Here is a 15841-nt window from a genome sequence, read left to right as displayed (position 1 = left end):
GATATGGCCAAGCTCGACTTCGACTCCCTCAACGCCACCATTCGGTACCTGATGTTTTCGGTGTTCTCGGTGCAGCCGGGCGCGCTGGGGGACGAGCGTGCCACCGTCATCGACGAGACCGCGACATTCCTGAAACAGCAGGAAGACAAGGGTGTGGTGGTGCGCGGCCTGTACGACATCGCGGGCATGCGCGCCGACGCCGACTTCATGATCTGGACGCACGCGGAGACCGTCGAGGCGCTGCAGGCCACCTATTCCGACTTCCGCCGCACCACCACCCTGGGGCGGGCGAGCACGCCGACGTGGAGCAGCGTCGCCCTGCACCGGCCGGCCGAGTTCAACAAGAGCCATATCCCGGCGTTTCTGGCGGGCGAGGAGCCCGGCAACTACATCTGCGTGTACCCCTTCGTCCGGTCGCTGGACTGGTACCTGCTGCCCGACGACGAGCGCCGCCAGATGCTCGCCGAGCACGGCATGGCGGCTCGCGGCTACAAGGACGTGCGGGCCAACACCGTGCCCGCGTTCGCGCTCGGTGACTACGAGTGGATCCTGGCGTTCGAGGCACCGGAGTTGCACCGCATCGTCGACCTGATGCGTGATCTGCGCGCCACGGATGCGCGCCGACACGTTCGTGAGGAGACGCCGTTCTTCACCGGTCCCCGCGTCGGGGTGGAAGAGTTGGTCACCAAACTCCCGTAGTGTCCCGTCGGTCGTCGAATCGACCTTCAGTGCTATCTCGTAGAAGGTGTCCACCCGATAGCGTGTACCCGTGGCAGAACAGAAAACCGGACAGGACTTGCTGTTCGATGCGTTGACCACCAAGGGCACCGCCTTCACCCACGCCGAGCGTCGAAAGTTCGGTCTGCTGGGACTGCTGCCCACCGCGGAGAAGACTCTCGGCGAGCAGGCCGAGCACAGCTGGCACGAATTCAGTACTCGCCGTGAGGGTCTGGATCAACACATCTATCTGCGCGGCCTGCAAGACCGCAACGAGACGCTGTTCTATCGGGTGCTGCGCGATCACATCGCCGAAACCATGCCGATCGTGTACACCCCGACCGTCGGGGAGGCCTGTCAGCGGTTCAGCGAGATCTACCGCAGGCCCCGCGGGCTTTTTGTGTCGTATCCCGATCGGGAGTGCATCCGAGAAGTGCTGCGCAACCGCCCCACGGGGCGACGCGATGTCGACGTCATCGTCGTGACCGACGGTCAACGGATCCTCGGACTCGGCGATCAGGGGATCGGCGGAATGGGCATCCCCATCGGCAAGCTCTCGCTGTACACGCTCATCGGCGGCATCGACCCGGCGCGCACGCTGCCGATCGTGCTCGACGTGGGCACCGACAACGTCGAGCTGCTGGAGAACCCGCACTACCTCGGGTGGCGCCACCGCCGGATCGGGGACGACGAGTACTACGCGTTCATCGACGAGTTCGTGACCGCCGTTCACGAGGAACTGCCCGACGTCCTATTGCAGTGGGAGGATTTCGCGACCGCGCACGCCGAGCCGATTCTGGAGCGTTATCGCGACAAGCTGCTGACCTTCAACGACGACATCCAGGGCACCGCGGCCGTGGCGCTCGGCGCCCTGCACGGTGCGGCGAACATCGCGGGGCGCCCGCTGTCGCAGCAGCAGGTGGTGATGCTGGGTGCGGGCTCGGCGGGCATCGGCGTGCTGAACATGGTGAAGCGCGAGATGGTCGCGCAGGGACTGTCCGAAGCCGAAGCCCTGTCGCGGATCTGGGTCGTCGACGTCAATGGGCTGCTGACGGACGACCGCACCGATCTGTCGGACGGGCAGCGGGTGTTCGCCAAGCCTGCGGACATCGTGGGGGACTGGGGCCTGTCCGGACCCGCCCAGCTGGCCGATGTGGTGCATCACGTCGACGTCGGTGTGCTGCTGGGTCTTTCGACGGCGACGGGTGCGTTCACCGAGGAGATCGTGCGCGAGATGGCGGCCAAGACGGAGCGGCCGATCATCTTCCCGTTGTCGAACCCGACCAGCCGGGCCGAGGCGCACCCGGCGGAGCTGGACGAGTGGACCGGAGGGAGGGCGCTCATTGCGACAGGTTCACCGTTTGCACCGCTGCGGCGCAACGGCGTGGAGCGGCCGGTCGCGCAGTGCAACAACGCATACATCTTCCCGGCGATGGGGTTGGCCGTGACCGCGGCGCAGGCAACGCGGGTCACGGACGAGATGATGCGGGCCGCCGCGGCCAGTCTCGGCGATGCGTCGCCCGCGCTCACGGACCCGGACGCGCCGCTGCTTCCGTCGTGGACGGAGGTTCCGGATATTGCGGTGCGTATCGCGCTCGCAGTCGGTCGTCAGGCTGTGGCCGACGGTGTCGCGCCGAAGCGCAGCGATGAGGAATTGGCGGCTCGCATCGACGAGGTGCGTTGGCTTCCGGAGTACTCGCCGACCTGAGCGGGCACGCGGGCCTAGAGACCTCGTCGTGTGCCGCGTCAGTTCCTCACTCGCGATCGTTTCTCTGCCCCGAAAGGGTGGATCTATACCCGGATTCTGCATCCGAGTGCCGACACCGCGACGGACGTAACGCTATGGTGCGATCGCGGCCGAATTCTCGCCGTACGGTTACAACCGGATGTAGTCCGACTCGGTATCACCGACGTCGTCGAGCCAGGACCGTCATCTCGCCGAGACTGCGGGCAGATCGCGAATGTTGCCGAAATCGCGATCTGTCTGGGTCCTCGTGAATCCGGGGACAGGTTCGAGGGCTGCCGAGCATCATTGGGCCATGAGCATCAAGGCATTGGTGGCCGCGGCGCTGCCGTTGGTCGCGCTCGCGGCGGCGCCGAGTGCGGCCGCGCAACCGTCGACGGGTGAGCAGTGCCCCCCGCGCAACGGGCAGGCCGTCCAGATCACCGCCGGCGACATCGACTGTGTCACCGCGGCGGACTACGCCGCCAAATACGACCTCAACGGCGACAAATATCAGGAGATCGGGCCGTTCACCTGCTATTCCGGCAACGCGATGACGGCGCCGCTGCTGTTCACGTGCGTCGCGAACACCGAGGACCAGGCCGAGTTCGCGGTATACCCGGGGTAACCCCGTCGCCGAGTGTGACGCCACTGCGAAATCCACCCGCAGAATTTCGCAGCAGCCGCGCGTTCGGCGCTACGACTTTGAGGGTGCCAGGCGCAGCGAGATCGAGTTGATGCAGTAGCGCTGATCTGTCGGCGTGGGGTAGCCCTCGCCCTCGAAGACGTGGCCGAGGTGACTGTGGCAGTTCGCGCAGATGACCTCGACACGGTGCATGCCCAGCGAGTCGTCGACGCGCAGGATCACCGCATCGGAGCTGGCCGGATCGAAGAACGACGGCCAGCCGCAGTGCGATTCGAACTTCTCGCTGCTGCGGAACAGTTCGGCGCCACAGGCCCGGCACTCGTAGACACCCTCGGTCTTGGTGTCGGTGTACTCGCCGGTGAAGGGGCGCTCGGTGCCTGCCTGACGCAGCACGTGGAACTCCTCCGGGGTGAGCTTCTTGCGCCACTCGTCGTCGGTCAGCTGCAGTTTGGGAGCAGGGGTCGTCATGCCTCCACGTTAACGATTTTCCGCCGGACGCACCCGTTCCTCGGCGTAGGCGAAGGCCGCAGCCTCGTCATCGACCTCGAACTCGCACATCGACGCGATCCGGCCGTTGCGGATCTCGGCCGCGACGAGATGCGTCCACCTGTACTGCTCGCCGTCCTTGCCGACGGCTTCCCTCTCGAAACGGACGATGCCCCACGAGTTCGACACCCAACACAGGGCGGAGAACCATATCCGCGTCGACGCGACCATGGTGTCCAAGTCCTCGAAGCTGGCGCGGAGCATGTTGGTCGAGCGGTTCGGGAAGGGCAACCGGGACCGATTCTCGATAGGGGCGTCGGGGTCGGTGAGTTCGCCGAATACCTTGTCGAAGTCGCCGCGGTTGAGTGCAGTCACGACTTCGGTCGCTATCGCGCCGGCTTCGGCGAACGAGGCGCCCTCGCCGGCGTAAAAGCGCCTTTCGAGCTCTCGGTACGCACCTTCGAAGGCGTCCTCGTCGAAGCGGCCTTCGTAGGCTATTAGTCCGTCGTCGCCGATCTCGCACACATGCAGGTAGGCAGTCTCGTTCCCCGGATTGTCCGACCACCGGCTCCAGCTCAGGTTCAATCGGTCGCCACGAACGGCGAGGAAGCGGTATTCGAATTGGTTGTACTGATCGCAGATTCGCTCGAATGCGGTCCGGAACCCGGCGTGGTCGTGGATTGGATCGCCGCTGAGTCGTCTGCGGTCGTCATACACAAGGGAGTTCGAAAAGCACCGCATCACGGCGTCAATATCCGTTTCGTGCAGGGCCGAGTTCAAGGCGACCGTCAGCTCACACGACCGGTTAGTGACCGCCAATCGACTATTAGTTGTCTGTGCTGCCCATTCTTCGGCGTAGGCGAACGCGGCCTCTTCCTGCTCAAGATCGAATTGGCATGCGCGGGTGCACCATCCGTCTCGAATTTCGCCGACGTCGATCTGACTCCATGCGTAACGCTCGCCACCGTGCCCTACGCCCTCGCGATCGAAGCGTGCGACCATCACCGTCGGTGAAACCCAACGCACCACAGAATGCCGCAACTGCTGCGAGGCCATCATCGCGTCCAGATCCTCGAAGCTGGCCCGCAATTCGGCCGCCGAGCGGTCATTGAAAGCGGAGCCCGACCGATTCTCGAGACGAAAGTCGGGCGAGGTCAACTCGCCAAACAGGGTGTCGAGGTCCATGCGGTGGAGTGCAAGTACGTAGTCGGCCGCCACTGCGCCGGCGAGTGCAAACGCAGCACCTTCGCCGGAATAGTAGCGGTGCTCGAATTCACGGTAGGCACCTTCGAAATCGTCTTCGTCGAAGCGGCCCTCGTAATCCTGCAGTCCGTCGTTGTCGACGCCGAAAACGTGGAGGTGGACCGCTTCGTTGCCGGAATCGTCTGACCAGCGCGCCCAGTGCAGATGCAGGCGGTCACCGCGAACCGCCAAGATACGGCTCTCAAATCGGCAGTAGTGATCCAGTACTCGTTTGAACGCCGCTCGAACTTCGGCCCTGCTGTTGACGGGATCACCGCTGAGCCGCCGGCGGTCGTCGTACACGAACTCGCCCGAGATGGTCTCCATCGTCGCGTCGATGTCGCGAGCGTTCATCGCGGTGTAGAGCTTGTCAGCTGACTCAACGCTTCGGTTAGTGAGCGCCAGTCGGCTACGGGGCTGCCGTGCTTTTTCGTCGATATACGCGAAGGCGGCAGCCTCGTCGTCGACCTCGAACTCGCACATCGACGCCATCAGGCCGTCGCGGAACTCGATGGTCAGAACTCTGGACCACGCGTACTGCTCTCCGCTGTCTCCTGTGGCGTCGCGCTCCAGGCGGCCCACGGCACGGTTCGGCGTGATCCAGTATTGCGATGATAGCCAGCTGCGGGTCGACGTGACCATCGAATCCAGCTGTCCGAAGCTGGCGCGCAAGTCGGTGATCGAGCGGTCCGGGAACGCTGACCGCGTGCGGTTCTCAACGCGCATGTCGGGAGTGCACAGCTCCCCGAGCAGCCGATCGAAATCACTTGTGTTCAACGCCATTATCGCGTCGGTGGCAGTGGCACCGGATTGTGCGAACGCGGCGCCCTCACCTGCGAAGTAGCGACGGTCGAGTTCGCGGTACGCGCCGTTGAAGTCATCCTCGTCGAAGCGTCCGTGATACGTGATCAGTCCGTTTTCCGCTTCGAACACCGTGAGCCCGCCAGTCGTGTTTCCGTCAGCATCTGACTCGCAATTCCACGCGAGGAGCAGATTCTGACCGCGGACCGCCAAGACACGGAAGTCGTACTGGGTGAACTGTGCGAGCATGCGCTCGACTCCCAGACGCATCCCGTCACGGCCCGCAATGGGGTCACCGCTGAGGCTTCGACGATCGGCGTAGACGAACTGTTCCGAGTAGCAGGCGGCGGCGCGTTCGCTGTCCCGGGCTCGGAGTGCATCGAAGAACCGCCCCGCCGTTTCCGATGCCTGATTCGTGACCGCAAGCCGGCTGGACTGAGCCTGTACTCGCTGTTCGACATAGGCGAACGCGCCGTCTTCGTCGTCGGGGTCGAACTCGCAAATCGAAGTGACCAGCCCACCTCGATGCTCGGTGACGAGAATCATCGACCATCGATATGTCTCACCGTCGATGCCGATCGCCTCTCGCTCCAGCCGGGTGATGCTGCATGTCGGAGAAATCCATGCCACCGCCGAATTCCACACGCGCTTCGAGGTCACCAGCGTGTTGAGTGCTTCGAAGCCGGCGCGAAGTTCGCTGGCTGATCGATCGGGAAAGGCTCTGCGGGAGCGGGTTTCGACACGCGCATCCGCCGACATGATATTGCCGAACAGGGTGTCGAGGTCATCCTGGCTGATCGCCCTCGGCGCATCGCTCGCCGGAAGCCCGTTTTCGGCGAACGCCGCGCCCTCTCCGGTGTAATAGCGCCGTTCGAGTTCGCGGTAGGCGGCTTCGAAGTCACCCTCATCGAAGCGGCCGTGATACGTGATCTTCCCGTTGTCGTCTACCTCGTCCACGTAGTACGTGATGGACTCGTTCCCCTCGTCGTCGGAAAGGCGACTCCAGACGAGATGCAGGCGCTGACCGCGGACCGCGAGCACCCGGAATTCAAAGTGTGAATAGTCCTCGAGCAGTCGCTTCATTGCTGCGCGCATCGCGTCACGGCCGACGACCGGAGCACCCCCGAGGCGTCGGTGATCGTCGTACTCGTATTCATCTGCGTAATGGCCGAGGGCGCTGTCGACATCGTGGGCCCGTAGCGCATTGAAGAAACCGGGCAAGATGTCGCATGACGCGTTCGTCACGGACAGTCGGCCTAGGCTCGCCCGCATCCGCTCTTCGGCATAGGCGAATGCGGCCTCTTCATCGTCGAGTTCGAAGAGGCAAGCGGATGCAAACCGTCCGCCCTGGATCTCGGTCACGGAGATCCAGGTCCACGTATACCGCTCACCATCGCGTCCGGTGGTTTCCTGCTCGAGGCGGGCGACGCCCACGGTCGGCGATAAGGGACAGAGCACCGACGGCCATGTTCGCGTCCGCCCGTCCACGGTGTTCAAATCTTGGTAAGTGGTACCCAAGGCAATTATCGAGGGATCTGGAAATGCCGAGCGAGAGCGATTCTCGAAGCTGGCGTCGGGACCAATGAGTTCGCCGAACGCCTTGACGTAGTCGCCGTCGTTCACCGCGATTGCCCATTCGGTCCCCACCGCGCCGGCTTCGGCGAAAGCTGCCCCCTCTCCCGCGTAATAGCGCCGATCGAGTTCGCGGTAAGCGCCGCCGAAATCGTCTTCCTCGAAACGCCCGAAGTATTCGAGGCGCCCGGCGCCGTCGAACTCCATCACATTGAGAGTTCGCGCCTCGTTACCGTCGTCGTCCCATAGGCGACTCCAGTGCATTTCGAGACGGTCGCCGCGTACCGCGATCGTGCGCCACTCGGTGTGTGGGTAACTGTCGAGGATCCGCTCGGTCGCGGCATGCAAATCGGCGGCGTCACGAATCGGGTCACCGGTAATTCTCCGTCTGTCGTCGTAGACGAAATGAGCGGCGGGTTCGACACGAAGTGCGTCGACGTCATGCGCCTGCAGCGCCTGCGAAGCCGCTTGGGCGAGTTCACTGGCGCGATTATTGATCCGAAGTCTGCTGGTGCTCTTACGTAGGCGGTCGGCGACATAGGCGAAGGCCGCGTGCTCGTCGTCAAGCTCGAACTCGCACATGGACGCAACGCGCCCGTCACGAAACTCGAACGCAATGAGAAAGTGCCACGCGTACTTCTCGCCGTCCTTTCCGACGGCGTCTCGCTCGCAACGAGCTACGCACCAATTCGGAGACACCCATGACATCACCGACGGCCAAGCCCGCGCCGAAACCACCATGGCCGCGAGATCTTCCAAGGTGGTGCGATACTCCGGTGCCGAGCGGTCCGGAAACGCCGAGCGCGATCGATTTTCGAGGTGGAAGTCTTTGGCGGTGAGTTCGCCGAACAGCGTGTCGAAGTCGGCTCGATTTACGGCGAGCGTCCAGTTCGTCGCCACGGTGCCGGATTCGGCGAACGGCGCGCCTTCGCCAGCGTAGTAGCGCTCGTCGAGTTCGCGATACGCGCTTTCGAAGTCGTCGTCATCGAAGCGGCCCCAGTACTGAATGTGTTCTCGCTCATCGAGTTCGAATACGTTGAAGGTGGTTGATTCGTTGCCGGCGTCATCCCACATGCGTATCGAGCGCAGTTCCAGTCGCTCGCCTCGTACGGCGAGAGTTACCCACTCAGTGTACGGAAATTGTTCGCGGGCACGCGCCGTCGCAGTGTGCAACTCCGCGATGTCCTTGACCGGAACACCACTGAATCGTCGGTGATCGTCGTAGCCGATCTGGTCGGAGAAGTCGGTCAACGCACCGTCGATGTCGTGCGATTGAAAGGCACGCCACGCAGTATCAATCTTTCGACTTGCTCGGTTGGCGAGGGCCAGCCGCGACGACTCAGCTTCCGCACCACCAGGCGGGGAGGGCATGTCGGATGTTGCGATCCGGTCGACCCGCGCCGTCACTTCCTTTGCGACATATAAAGCCTCGGCATCGGAGCGTGCAACGCCGGCACCCTTGGTGTCTCCTACGCTTGCGAGCACCCTGCTGAGCGCCAGACAGGCCTCAGCGTGGTCGAGCACCAGGTCGGTTCCCGCGGCGACCGCCACCGCTTCCCGCGCCATCGCTGCCGCGTCAGCATGGCGACTCTGCGCTGCCAGAATTTCGGCCCTCACGGCGCGCCAGGCGATTGCAGTCTTGAGGTTGCGACCGGCCAGACGTTCACTTTCGGTGGCGTACCGGTCAGCTTCATCGATCCGCCCCTGGGCGAGCACCGAACGCGCGAGAAATGCGGCGGCTTGTCCCGCATCGGCACCCACGCCGAGAGCATCCAAACCTTCCAGCGCCGTGCGGAAGTGCGGTTCGGCGGCGACGGCGTCGCCCTCCATCATTTCGATGATTCCCGCGAAGAGTTCGGTTTCCATCACACCGTGTCGCAGGCCGAGGTCGGCGACCACCTGGTGAGCGTCGGCCAGCATCGTGCGCGCTTTGTCCGGTCGACCCCGCAATAGTTCGAGTACGGCCAGGTGCCGTAGTGACGTGGCCTCCAGCGACGGTGCCGCGGTGGTCATCCGCTGCATGCGCACCACGTCAAGGCATCGGCCGCCCGCCTTCGGCACGGGGCTCGGTCCCCACAGCGCGGCACCGGGTGCCGCACCGAGTGCAGCGGTGATCTGCCGGTGGTCGCCGCTCTCTCGGGCTGCGATGAGTGCCTCGAAAAGGTCGATCTCGCTGTCGCCGATGCGGCCGAGACGTCCTCGCGCGCCGGCACGGACCCGGTGCGCTTTGGCAAGTCCCGCAGGGTCTTTGCGACGGCTGAATTCGGCGATGGCGTCGTGCAGGCGGGCCTCGACTTCGAGCAGACGTTCTGGGTCGGTGTAGATGACGAACTGGCAGCGGTAGCACGTCGCCCATGGCGCCAGGTTGTCGTCGGCGATACTTTCGAGTTCGTCGACGAGCGGGGCGCCGGCCGTCACGTCACCGGCCGACAAGAACGCCTCGCATCCGATCAAGAGCAGATCGGCGTGCAGCGCTTCGTCGGATGCTGCCAAGGCCGCCCCGCGGGCCGCTTGCGTCCCGGCGGAGACCAACTCGTCGCGATCGAGGGCACGACGCGCGGATGCTGCGTAACGGCGCGCGGATCGGACGGCCAGGTCGCGGGATTGGTCATCGCGGGGGCCGAGCTGGCTTCGGTAAGTGTAGGCGGCTTCGAGATGCCTGGCGACCATCTCGTCGGGGTCAACCGCCACACTTTGACCACCCTCAGCTACCCAGTCGGCAAGTCGCTCATGCAGATCCGCGCGGTCGGACTTCAACAGGCGGCGGTACGCCACGTCGCGAATCAGCACGTGGTGAAATCGCCATACCGGTTCGTCGCCGACATAGGCCCCGCTTGGCTGAGCCAGCTCCAGTCGACGAAGCCGGTTGAGTGACAACTTGATTCCCTCTGCACTCCGATTGGTGAGTGCGCGCACGGCGCCCACCGAGAAGTCGCTACCGACCACCGAGGCGATCTCGAGTACGCGCCGATCGGCGGCCTCCAGTCGTTCCAGGCGCGATGCCAGCAGCGCATGGATCGTCGGCGGGATGGAGATGGCGTCCACGTCGATGGTGAGCCGCCAGCCGTGGGGCTCCTCGACGAGAACCCCGTCGTGCGCCAGCATTCCGATCAGCTCACGTACGAACAGGGGATTGCCGCCCGTCGATGACGGGAGGCGGTTCAGCAATTCGTCCGGCAGCCGGGTGGTGCCCAGTACCTTGGCGGCGAGTTCTGCGGTCGCGCCTGCGTCGAGACCGCCGAGGTGAACAGCTTCGGATGCCCACCTGCTTACAGCGACCAGTTCGGGCCGGATGTCGCGCAGTTCCGGCCGGGCGAGCGCCAACACCAGGACCGAAACGTCCTTCACCCACTCCACGAGATGCTCGATGAAGTCGAGTAACAGGGTGTCCGCCCACTGGATGTCGTCGAGCACTAAAACGACGGGCTGGCTCGTCGCCAGCACCTCGATGAACCGGCGCAGTGCCCAGAAGTTCTCCTCGACGGATCCAGGCACCCCGCTTGCCAACCCATCGAGGTCGCGCAGCAGTCGGTCACGTTCGGGAATACCTGGGGGAACATCGGTTTCGAGATCGCTGGCACGGAGCACCTCGACGAGTGGGCCAAGCGCCACGGTGCCTTCGAGCACACACCGTGCTTCGACCACCCGTGCATCGCGCTGACCTGACGCGTATTCAGCGGCCAATCGGCTCTTGCCCACCCCGGGGTCGCCGATCACAGTGACCAACCGGGCGGTCCGAGTGGACAGCGCATCGTCCATCGCGGACTGAAGCCGGCGCAGCTCGTCGCCGCGGCCGACGAAGGGGGCGGCATCTGCGGCCTCGGCCTGGCGGGCCACCCATTGGTACACCGCGACCGGAGCGGTCCGGCCCTTCACCTGAACATCGCCTAGAGACTCGAACCCGTAGTGGCCGCGCGTGGCCCGCCAGGTCTCCTCGCCGACGACGACGCGGCCGCGCGGACATTCGGATTCGAGCCGCGCGCCGACGTTCAACGCATCACCGACGAGGTCGGCGTCACCGGCCCCGACCACCACCTCGCCGGTGTTCACGGCCACCCGCAGCGCGAGCTCCACCCCGTGGGTTTCGGCGACCCGGCCCGCCAGGTCCACGAAGCGTTCCTGCAGCTCGACTGCGGCGTCGACGGCGTGCACCGCGTCGTCGGGCAGGATCTCGGGCACCCCCCAGACGGCCATGAAACCGTCACCGATGTATTTGGTCACACCGGCGCGATGGTGCTGAGCCACCGAACGCAGAAGGTCGTGATAGCCGCCGATGACCTCCCGAGCCGTCTCGGCGTCGACACGTTCCTCGAAACTCGTCGAACCTGCGAGGTCGGCAAACATGACCGTCACGGTCTTGCGCACCGGCCCCGCATCGGGGGTGCCGGGCACCCGAGCGGACTCCGTGTCGAGGGGCGCACCACAGCCTCGGCAGAAGCGCGCTGTCGCACGCGCTTCGACGCCGCACGTCGCACAGACGCGGGCCAGCGATGCGCCGCAGCCCTCGCAGAAGCGGGCGTCCTCTTCGTTCGGCGTGCCGCAGGTGGCGCAGGGGCGGTGGTTCTCGGCCATTGTCAGTCGGGTCTCAATGACAAGCCGTCATGGTCCTCGATCGCCGCCACACACCGAGTCAGCATGGTGTGGGCCAACTGCAGGTTTCGTTCGTTGGCGACCTCAATCCGGCCGCCGGCCATGACCGGGTAGATGAAGCACCACGCCGCGGTCGTCCGGTAGTCACGCCGCAAATCGTCACGGCGGTAAGCGATTCCGTGCTGTGCGAGCCGTGTTGCGTACCGCTCGACAAGCTCTTCCTCGACGTTGCGTCGCGTTTCGGGAGTCAAGCTCTGGCAGATGAAGTAGCCGACATCCCAAGCGCCCCGGCCTCTGGAGGCGATTTGCCAGTCGAGTGCGGTCACCGGTGGGTCATCGTCCTCCACAGCGAAGAAGAGCTGGTCAAGCCTCAAGTCGCCGTGCAGGAAAGTATGGGGTTCACGGGCGAACTCCGCGATGAACCATGGCATCAACGATGCAAACCGGTCGCCGAAGTCACGCATCGCGGGGGACAGGTCGGATCCCACGAGGTCGAGGAATCTGGGCCATGCGGCGCGATAGTTCGCCACGAGGACCTCGATGAACGGCGGTGTGGTGAAGGGCTGCAACCAGTGCAGCGCGGCGAGCCGGTCGTTGTCCCACCAATGGGCGTGGTGCCGGGCGATGGCGTCGATGACCGTCGCTGCGTCCTCGGGGGTGCATCCGACGAGCTGGTCTGCGAGGCGCAGCCTCCTCAAATCCTCGAGCACCAGCACGAAGTCGTGCGTGTCACCATCGATGGCGGCGAAGTAGTGTCGTGCCGGAGGAAGGGGGTTGGCGGTGCCGACGTCTTGGTAGAACTGGACCTCGTGTAGGTAGAAGTCAAGCTCTTCGCACAGGTTCACTCGCGCCGTAGTGTCGAGGGTGGGGAGTTTCACGACCACCGTCGCAGGCAGGTCGGGCCCGCCCTCGAGATGGACGCGAAACAGTCGGCCGAGCAGCCCCACTCCGACAGCGATCTGTTCGACCTTGCAGGCCTGCACGTCCGCATTAAGCACTTCGCTGAGCCAACCGGCGGTGATCGCCGATGGATCGCGAGGGATGATCGGCATTCCGCACCGCCTCCCCGTGTCCTGCCTGCGTGCGAGCCAATCGTATTCACGATCAGCGGGCTACCGCAGCGGATTTACCGGGCTGTCATCCGCTTTGCGCAGGGGCGGGCGTTTTTGCCGCCTCATGCATCCACGGCGGGTCGATGCCGTCCTCCAGCCGATTCTCGGCCTTGGCGTCCAGGTACCGGAAATACAGCACGCAGAACACCACGATCAGCATGAGGCACCAGCCGTAAGTGAACTTCATGTACTCCAGGAACCGTCCGGTCGTTGGCCAGTGCCCGAGAAGCCAGCGATCGGCGCTCATGAACCCGTAGATCGCCAGCCACGCGGGCCAGTTGCGCAGCACCGAGTTGGGCCGAACGACCGTCATCAGGAACGGGAACAGCATCATCGAGTAGTAGCCCTGGCCCAGCGAGAGCACCAGGAACGACGCGATCAGCAGCACGCCCGACGAGGTCAGCATCCAGAACAGCGGGTCGCGGGTCCGGTAGTACTTGTAGAGCAGCCACAGCGACAACACCGCGAGCACGCCAAAGGCCAACCGCAGCAAGATGATCAGCCAGAACGGCAGCCCGTAATACAGTCCGTTGCCCGCGATCGAACTGTTGAAATAGTCGCGGGTGGTGAAGATGTAGGCCGCGGTCCGGGTGACGAAGTTCATCGGATCCTTGACCAATGGCCACGCCGCGAGATTGAACACGACCGGTATCACGAACGCGGGAATCAGCGCTCGCCACTGTCGATTCAGCAGCGGAAGTAACAGCAGTGGCGCCAGCAGCGGTTTGACCACCAGCGTGAGACCGATGGCCGTCCCGGCCAGCCATTCGTGGTTGCGGTTACCGTCCAGCAACCACCGGAAGAACAGCACCTCGAGCAGCAGGATGCAGCCGTTGATGTTGCCGAAAACCAGTGTGTTGACGACGCTCTCGCTGACGAACATCGCGCACAGGAGGGCGGGCAGCGCGACCGAATCGAACTTGAATCCGAACAGCCGGATGAGGAAGTAGGCGGCGAGCACGATCGCGATCGTGTTGAACGTGATGAACCAGTACCGCGACGCCTCGACGGGGAGGTAGCCGAACGGCGCCATGATCAGGGTGCCGCCGGGCGGGTAGAGATAGTGCGGGTCGACGTGGTCGAAGTGCTCGTTGTAGATGTCCCAGCCCATCTTGAAGTTCACGACGGCGCGGTACACCGGTCCGAAGTCGTCGGTGATGTAGCCGTTCGTGGCCAGGACATAGCTGCGATGAATGATGAACAGGATGGCCAGCGGCCACAGAATCGACCGCAACACCGTGGCCACGCCGGGTGGGGAGGTGCGGGGCCGGAAGGCGGCCAGGACAAGATCGCGCACAGGCGAACCGTACCGGACCCCGTGAGGGCGGCGTATCAGGCCGGGCAGAACGTGTCGGTGTCGGGAAGTTTGCCGCTGTCGAGATAGCCGATCACCGGCGGCAGCGCGCACGGGGAGTAGATGGAGGCCCCGTGGCCGATGCCCTGCCACATCACGCGGCGGTTGGCCGCGCCGGCGTTGATCACCGTCGCCGCGACGGCCGCCACGCCCTCGTTGCCGACGATCGGGTCGTGCTGGGTACCGAGCAGCAGGACGGGCGTCTTGAGGTTCTGCGGCTCTTCGGGGGCGGAACCACTAGGCCAGCTCAGGCAATTCACCAGCTCGAGCGCGCCCACCTGGCCGAACTGCGGGTACAACTTCCCCCACGCCACCACCAGCTCGCGGACCCGGTCGGGGGTGGGCCGGTTCAAGGAGTCGCTGCAGCTGTTGACGAACTGGCCGTCGGTGCCGCGCAACGCATCGGCCTCGTTGATCAGCGTGGTCATCGGGTTCCAGTCGCCGGAGCGGGCGGCGGCGACGGCGGACGCCAGTCTGTTGGTGGCGGCGACGCGATCGCCGCGGGGGTACGCGAGCGCGGTGGCGATCGCGTCAGCGACGGTGGCCACCGAGTGCGGGCTGGTCGTGTTGTAGCCCCGCGCCTGGTTGAGCACCGCATCGACGGCGCCCTTGGGGTCGGGACCCAGCGGGCAGTTGATGGCCACGCACTGCGCTGCCCAGGCCTCGAGTGCGGACTGTTCGCCCTTGACGCGCTGTTCCATCGCGGCCTCGGCGGCGATGCCGAGCGGCAACGGGGAATCAAGCACCAGCCGCGCCACCTTGTTGGGGTGGCTGCCCGCATACGCCAGGGCCACCTGGGCGCCGTTACCGATGCCGTACAGCGCCAGCGCCGGCACATCCCAGGTGCTGCGCAGCCGCTCGATGTCCTCGGCGGCGTGCGAGTTGTCGTACGCCGAATCCCCTGGGGCGATGGTGTCGGTGCAGCTCGTCGTCGCCGTCTGAGCGATCTCGCCGAGGTTGGCGACCGGGTCGTCACCGGGTTGGAACTGGGCCTGGTCGAGCATCGACTGCCGGTCGTACAGGTCGCGACAATCAAGCGCACCAGACATGCCGATACCGCGTCGGTCCACCGCCACGACCGGACGCGTCTTGAGGACATCGGAGCCGGACCGGGACAGCCACACCGGCAGCTGCAGCGACGTCGGTAGGTCCGATCCGGTGGTCATCACCAGCGGTCCGGCGTCCGCAGGCGTCTCCTGAGTCGTCGCGCGGACCACGCCGATGCTGATCGACCCCGCCGCGCCCTTGATCGGGTCGAGGTCCGCGTCGTAGGTCGCGCAGTCGAGCTTCACTCCGGGAACGGGCGTCACAGCGGCGTCGGAAAAGACCTGCGACGTGCACTCACGCCAGGACAGGTCGTTCTTCGGGGACTCGATCGGCGGCGGGCCTTCCGGCGCCTTAGTGGTCTGCGGCTGGCCCTGGGGTTGGGCGTCGGAATCGGTGGCGAACCGTGGATTGGCGGCCAGACCGGGCGCACAACCGGCCAGCAACACCGACAGCGCGACTGCTGAAATGCCCAACATCCGTATCGGGCGACGCCGTTGCATGCCGACCACAGTACTGATTCTCGTGGGAAATCCTCGTCGCGCTGGGCGTGC

At 64.9% G+C, this 15841-nt stretch carries 8 protein-coding genes; 3 read left to right on the top strand and 5 right to left on the bottom strand.

What is annotated here, in order from left to right; all coding sequences use genetic code 11:
- The first annotated feature begins 3 nt into the window (after window positions 1-3).
- The 3 genes from hemQ (at window position 4) to H7J93_RS10750 (ending at window position 3068) form a co-directional block, all read left to right on the top strand.
- Window positions 4-699: a hydrogen peroxide-dependent heme synthase gene (gene hemQ, locus H7J93_RS10760; RefSeq protein ID WP_267306279.1), complete on the top strand. Its 696-nt coding sequence runs from the start codon at window positions 4-6 to the stop codon at window positions 697-699.
- 70 nt (window positions 700-769) lie between these two features.
- The gene (locus H7J93_RS10755) at window positions 770-2425 is read left to right on the top strand and encodes an NAD-dependent malic enzyme (protein ID WP_267306278.1); all 1656 of its coding nucleotides are present in this window, start codon (window positions 770-772) and stop codon (window positions 2423-2425) included.
- A gap of 331 nt (window positions 2426-2756) precedes the next feature.
- Window positions 2757-3068 carry a hypothetical protein gene (locus H7J93_RS10750; protein WP_267306277.1) on the top strand — a complete coding sequence of 104 codons (312 nt, stop codon included), beginning with the start codon at window positions 2757-2759 and terminating at the stop codon, window positions 3066-3068.
- A gap of 69 nt (window positions 3069-3137) precedes the next feature.
- On the opposite strand, the gene msrB is transcribed toward H7J93_RS10750, so the two are convergent.
- The 5 genes from msrB to H7J93_RS10725 all read right to left on the bottom strand — a co-directional run bounded on the left by msrB (window position 3138) and on the right by H7J93_RS10725 (window position 15790).
- Complete coding sequence (msrB, locus tag H7J93_RS10745; protein ID WP_267306276.1) at window positions 3138-3554, bottom strand: peptide-methionine (R)-S-oxide reductase MsrB; 417 nt, start codon at window positions 3552-3554, stop codon at window positions 3138-3140.
- 9 nt (window positions 3555-3563) lie between these two features.
- Window positions 3564-11759, bottom strand: coding sequence for a nuclear transport factor 2 family protein (locus H7J93_RS10740; RefSeq protein WP_267306275.1), 8196 nt, complete (start codon window positions 11757-11759; stop codon window positions 3564-3566).
- A gap of 2 nt (window positions 11760-11761) precedes the next feature.
- Window positions 11762-12829, bottom strand: a complete 1068-nt coding sequence (locus tag H7J93_RS10735; protein ID WP_267306274.1) for an oxidoreductase family protein — start codon at window positions 12827-12829, stop codon at window positions 11762-11764.
- An 85-nt stretch (window positions 12830-12914) separates the two neighbouring features.
- Window positions 12915-14186, bottom strand: coding sequence for an arabinofuranan 3-O-arabinosyltransferase (aftC, locus tag H7J93_RS10730; protein ID WP_267306273.1), 1272 nt, complete (start codon window positions 14184-14186; stop codon window positions 12915-12917).
- A gap of 35 nt (window positions 14187-14221) precedes the next feature.
- Complete coding sequence (locus H7J93_RS10725; protein WP_267306272.1) at window positions 14222-15790, bottom strand: alpha/beta hydrolase; 1569 nt, start codon at window positions 15788-15790, stop codon at window positions 14222-14224.
- Window positions 15791-15841 lie beyond the last annotated feature (51 nt).

The sequence above is a fragment of the Mycobacterium barrassiae genome (assembly GCF_025822765.1).
Classification (GTDB): Bacteria; Actinomycetota; Actinomycetes; order Mycobacteriales; family Mycobacteriaceae; genus Mycobacterium; species Mycobacterium barrassiae.
Note: the sequence above shows the minus strand (reverse complement) of the source record. Positions and strands in the feature narration are given on the sequence as shown.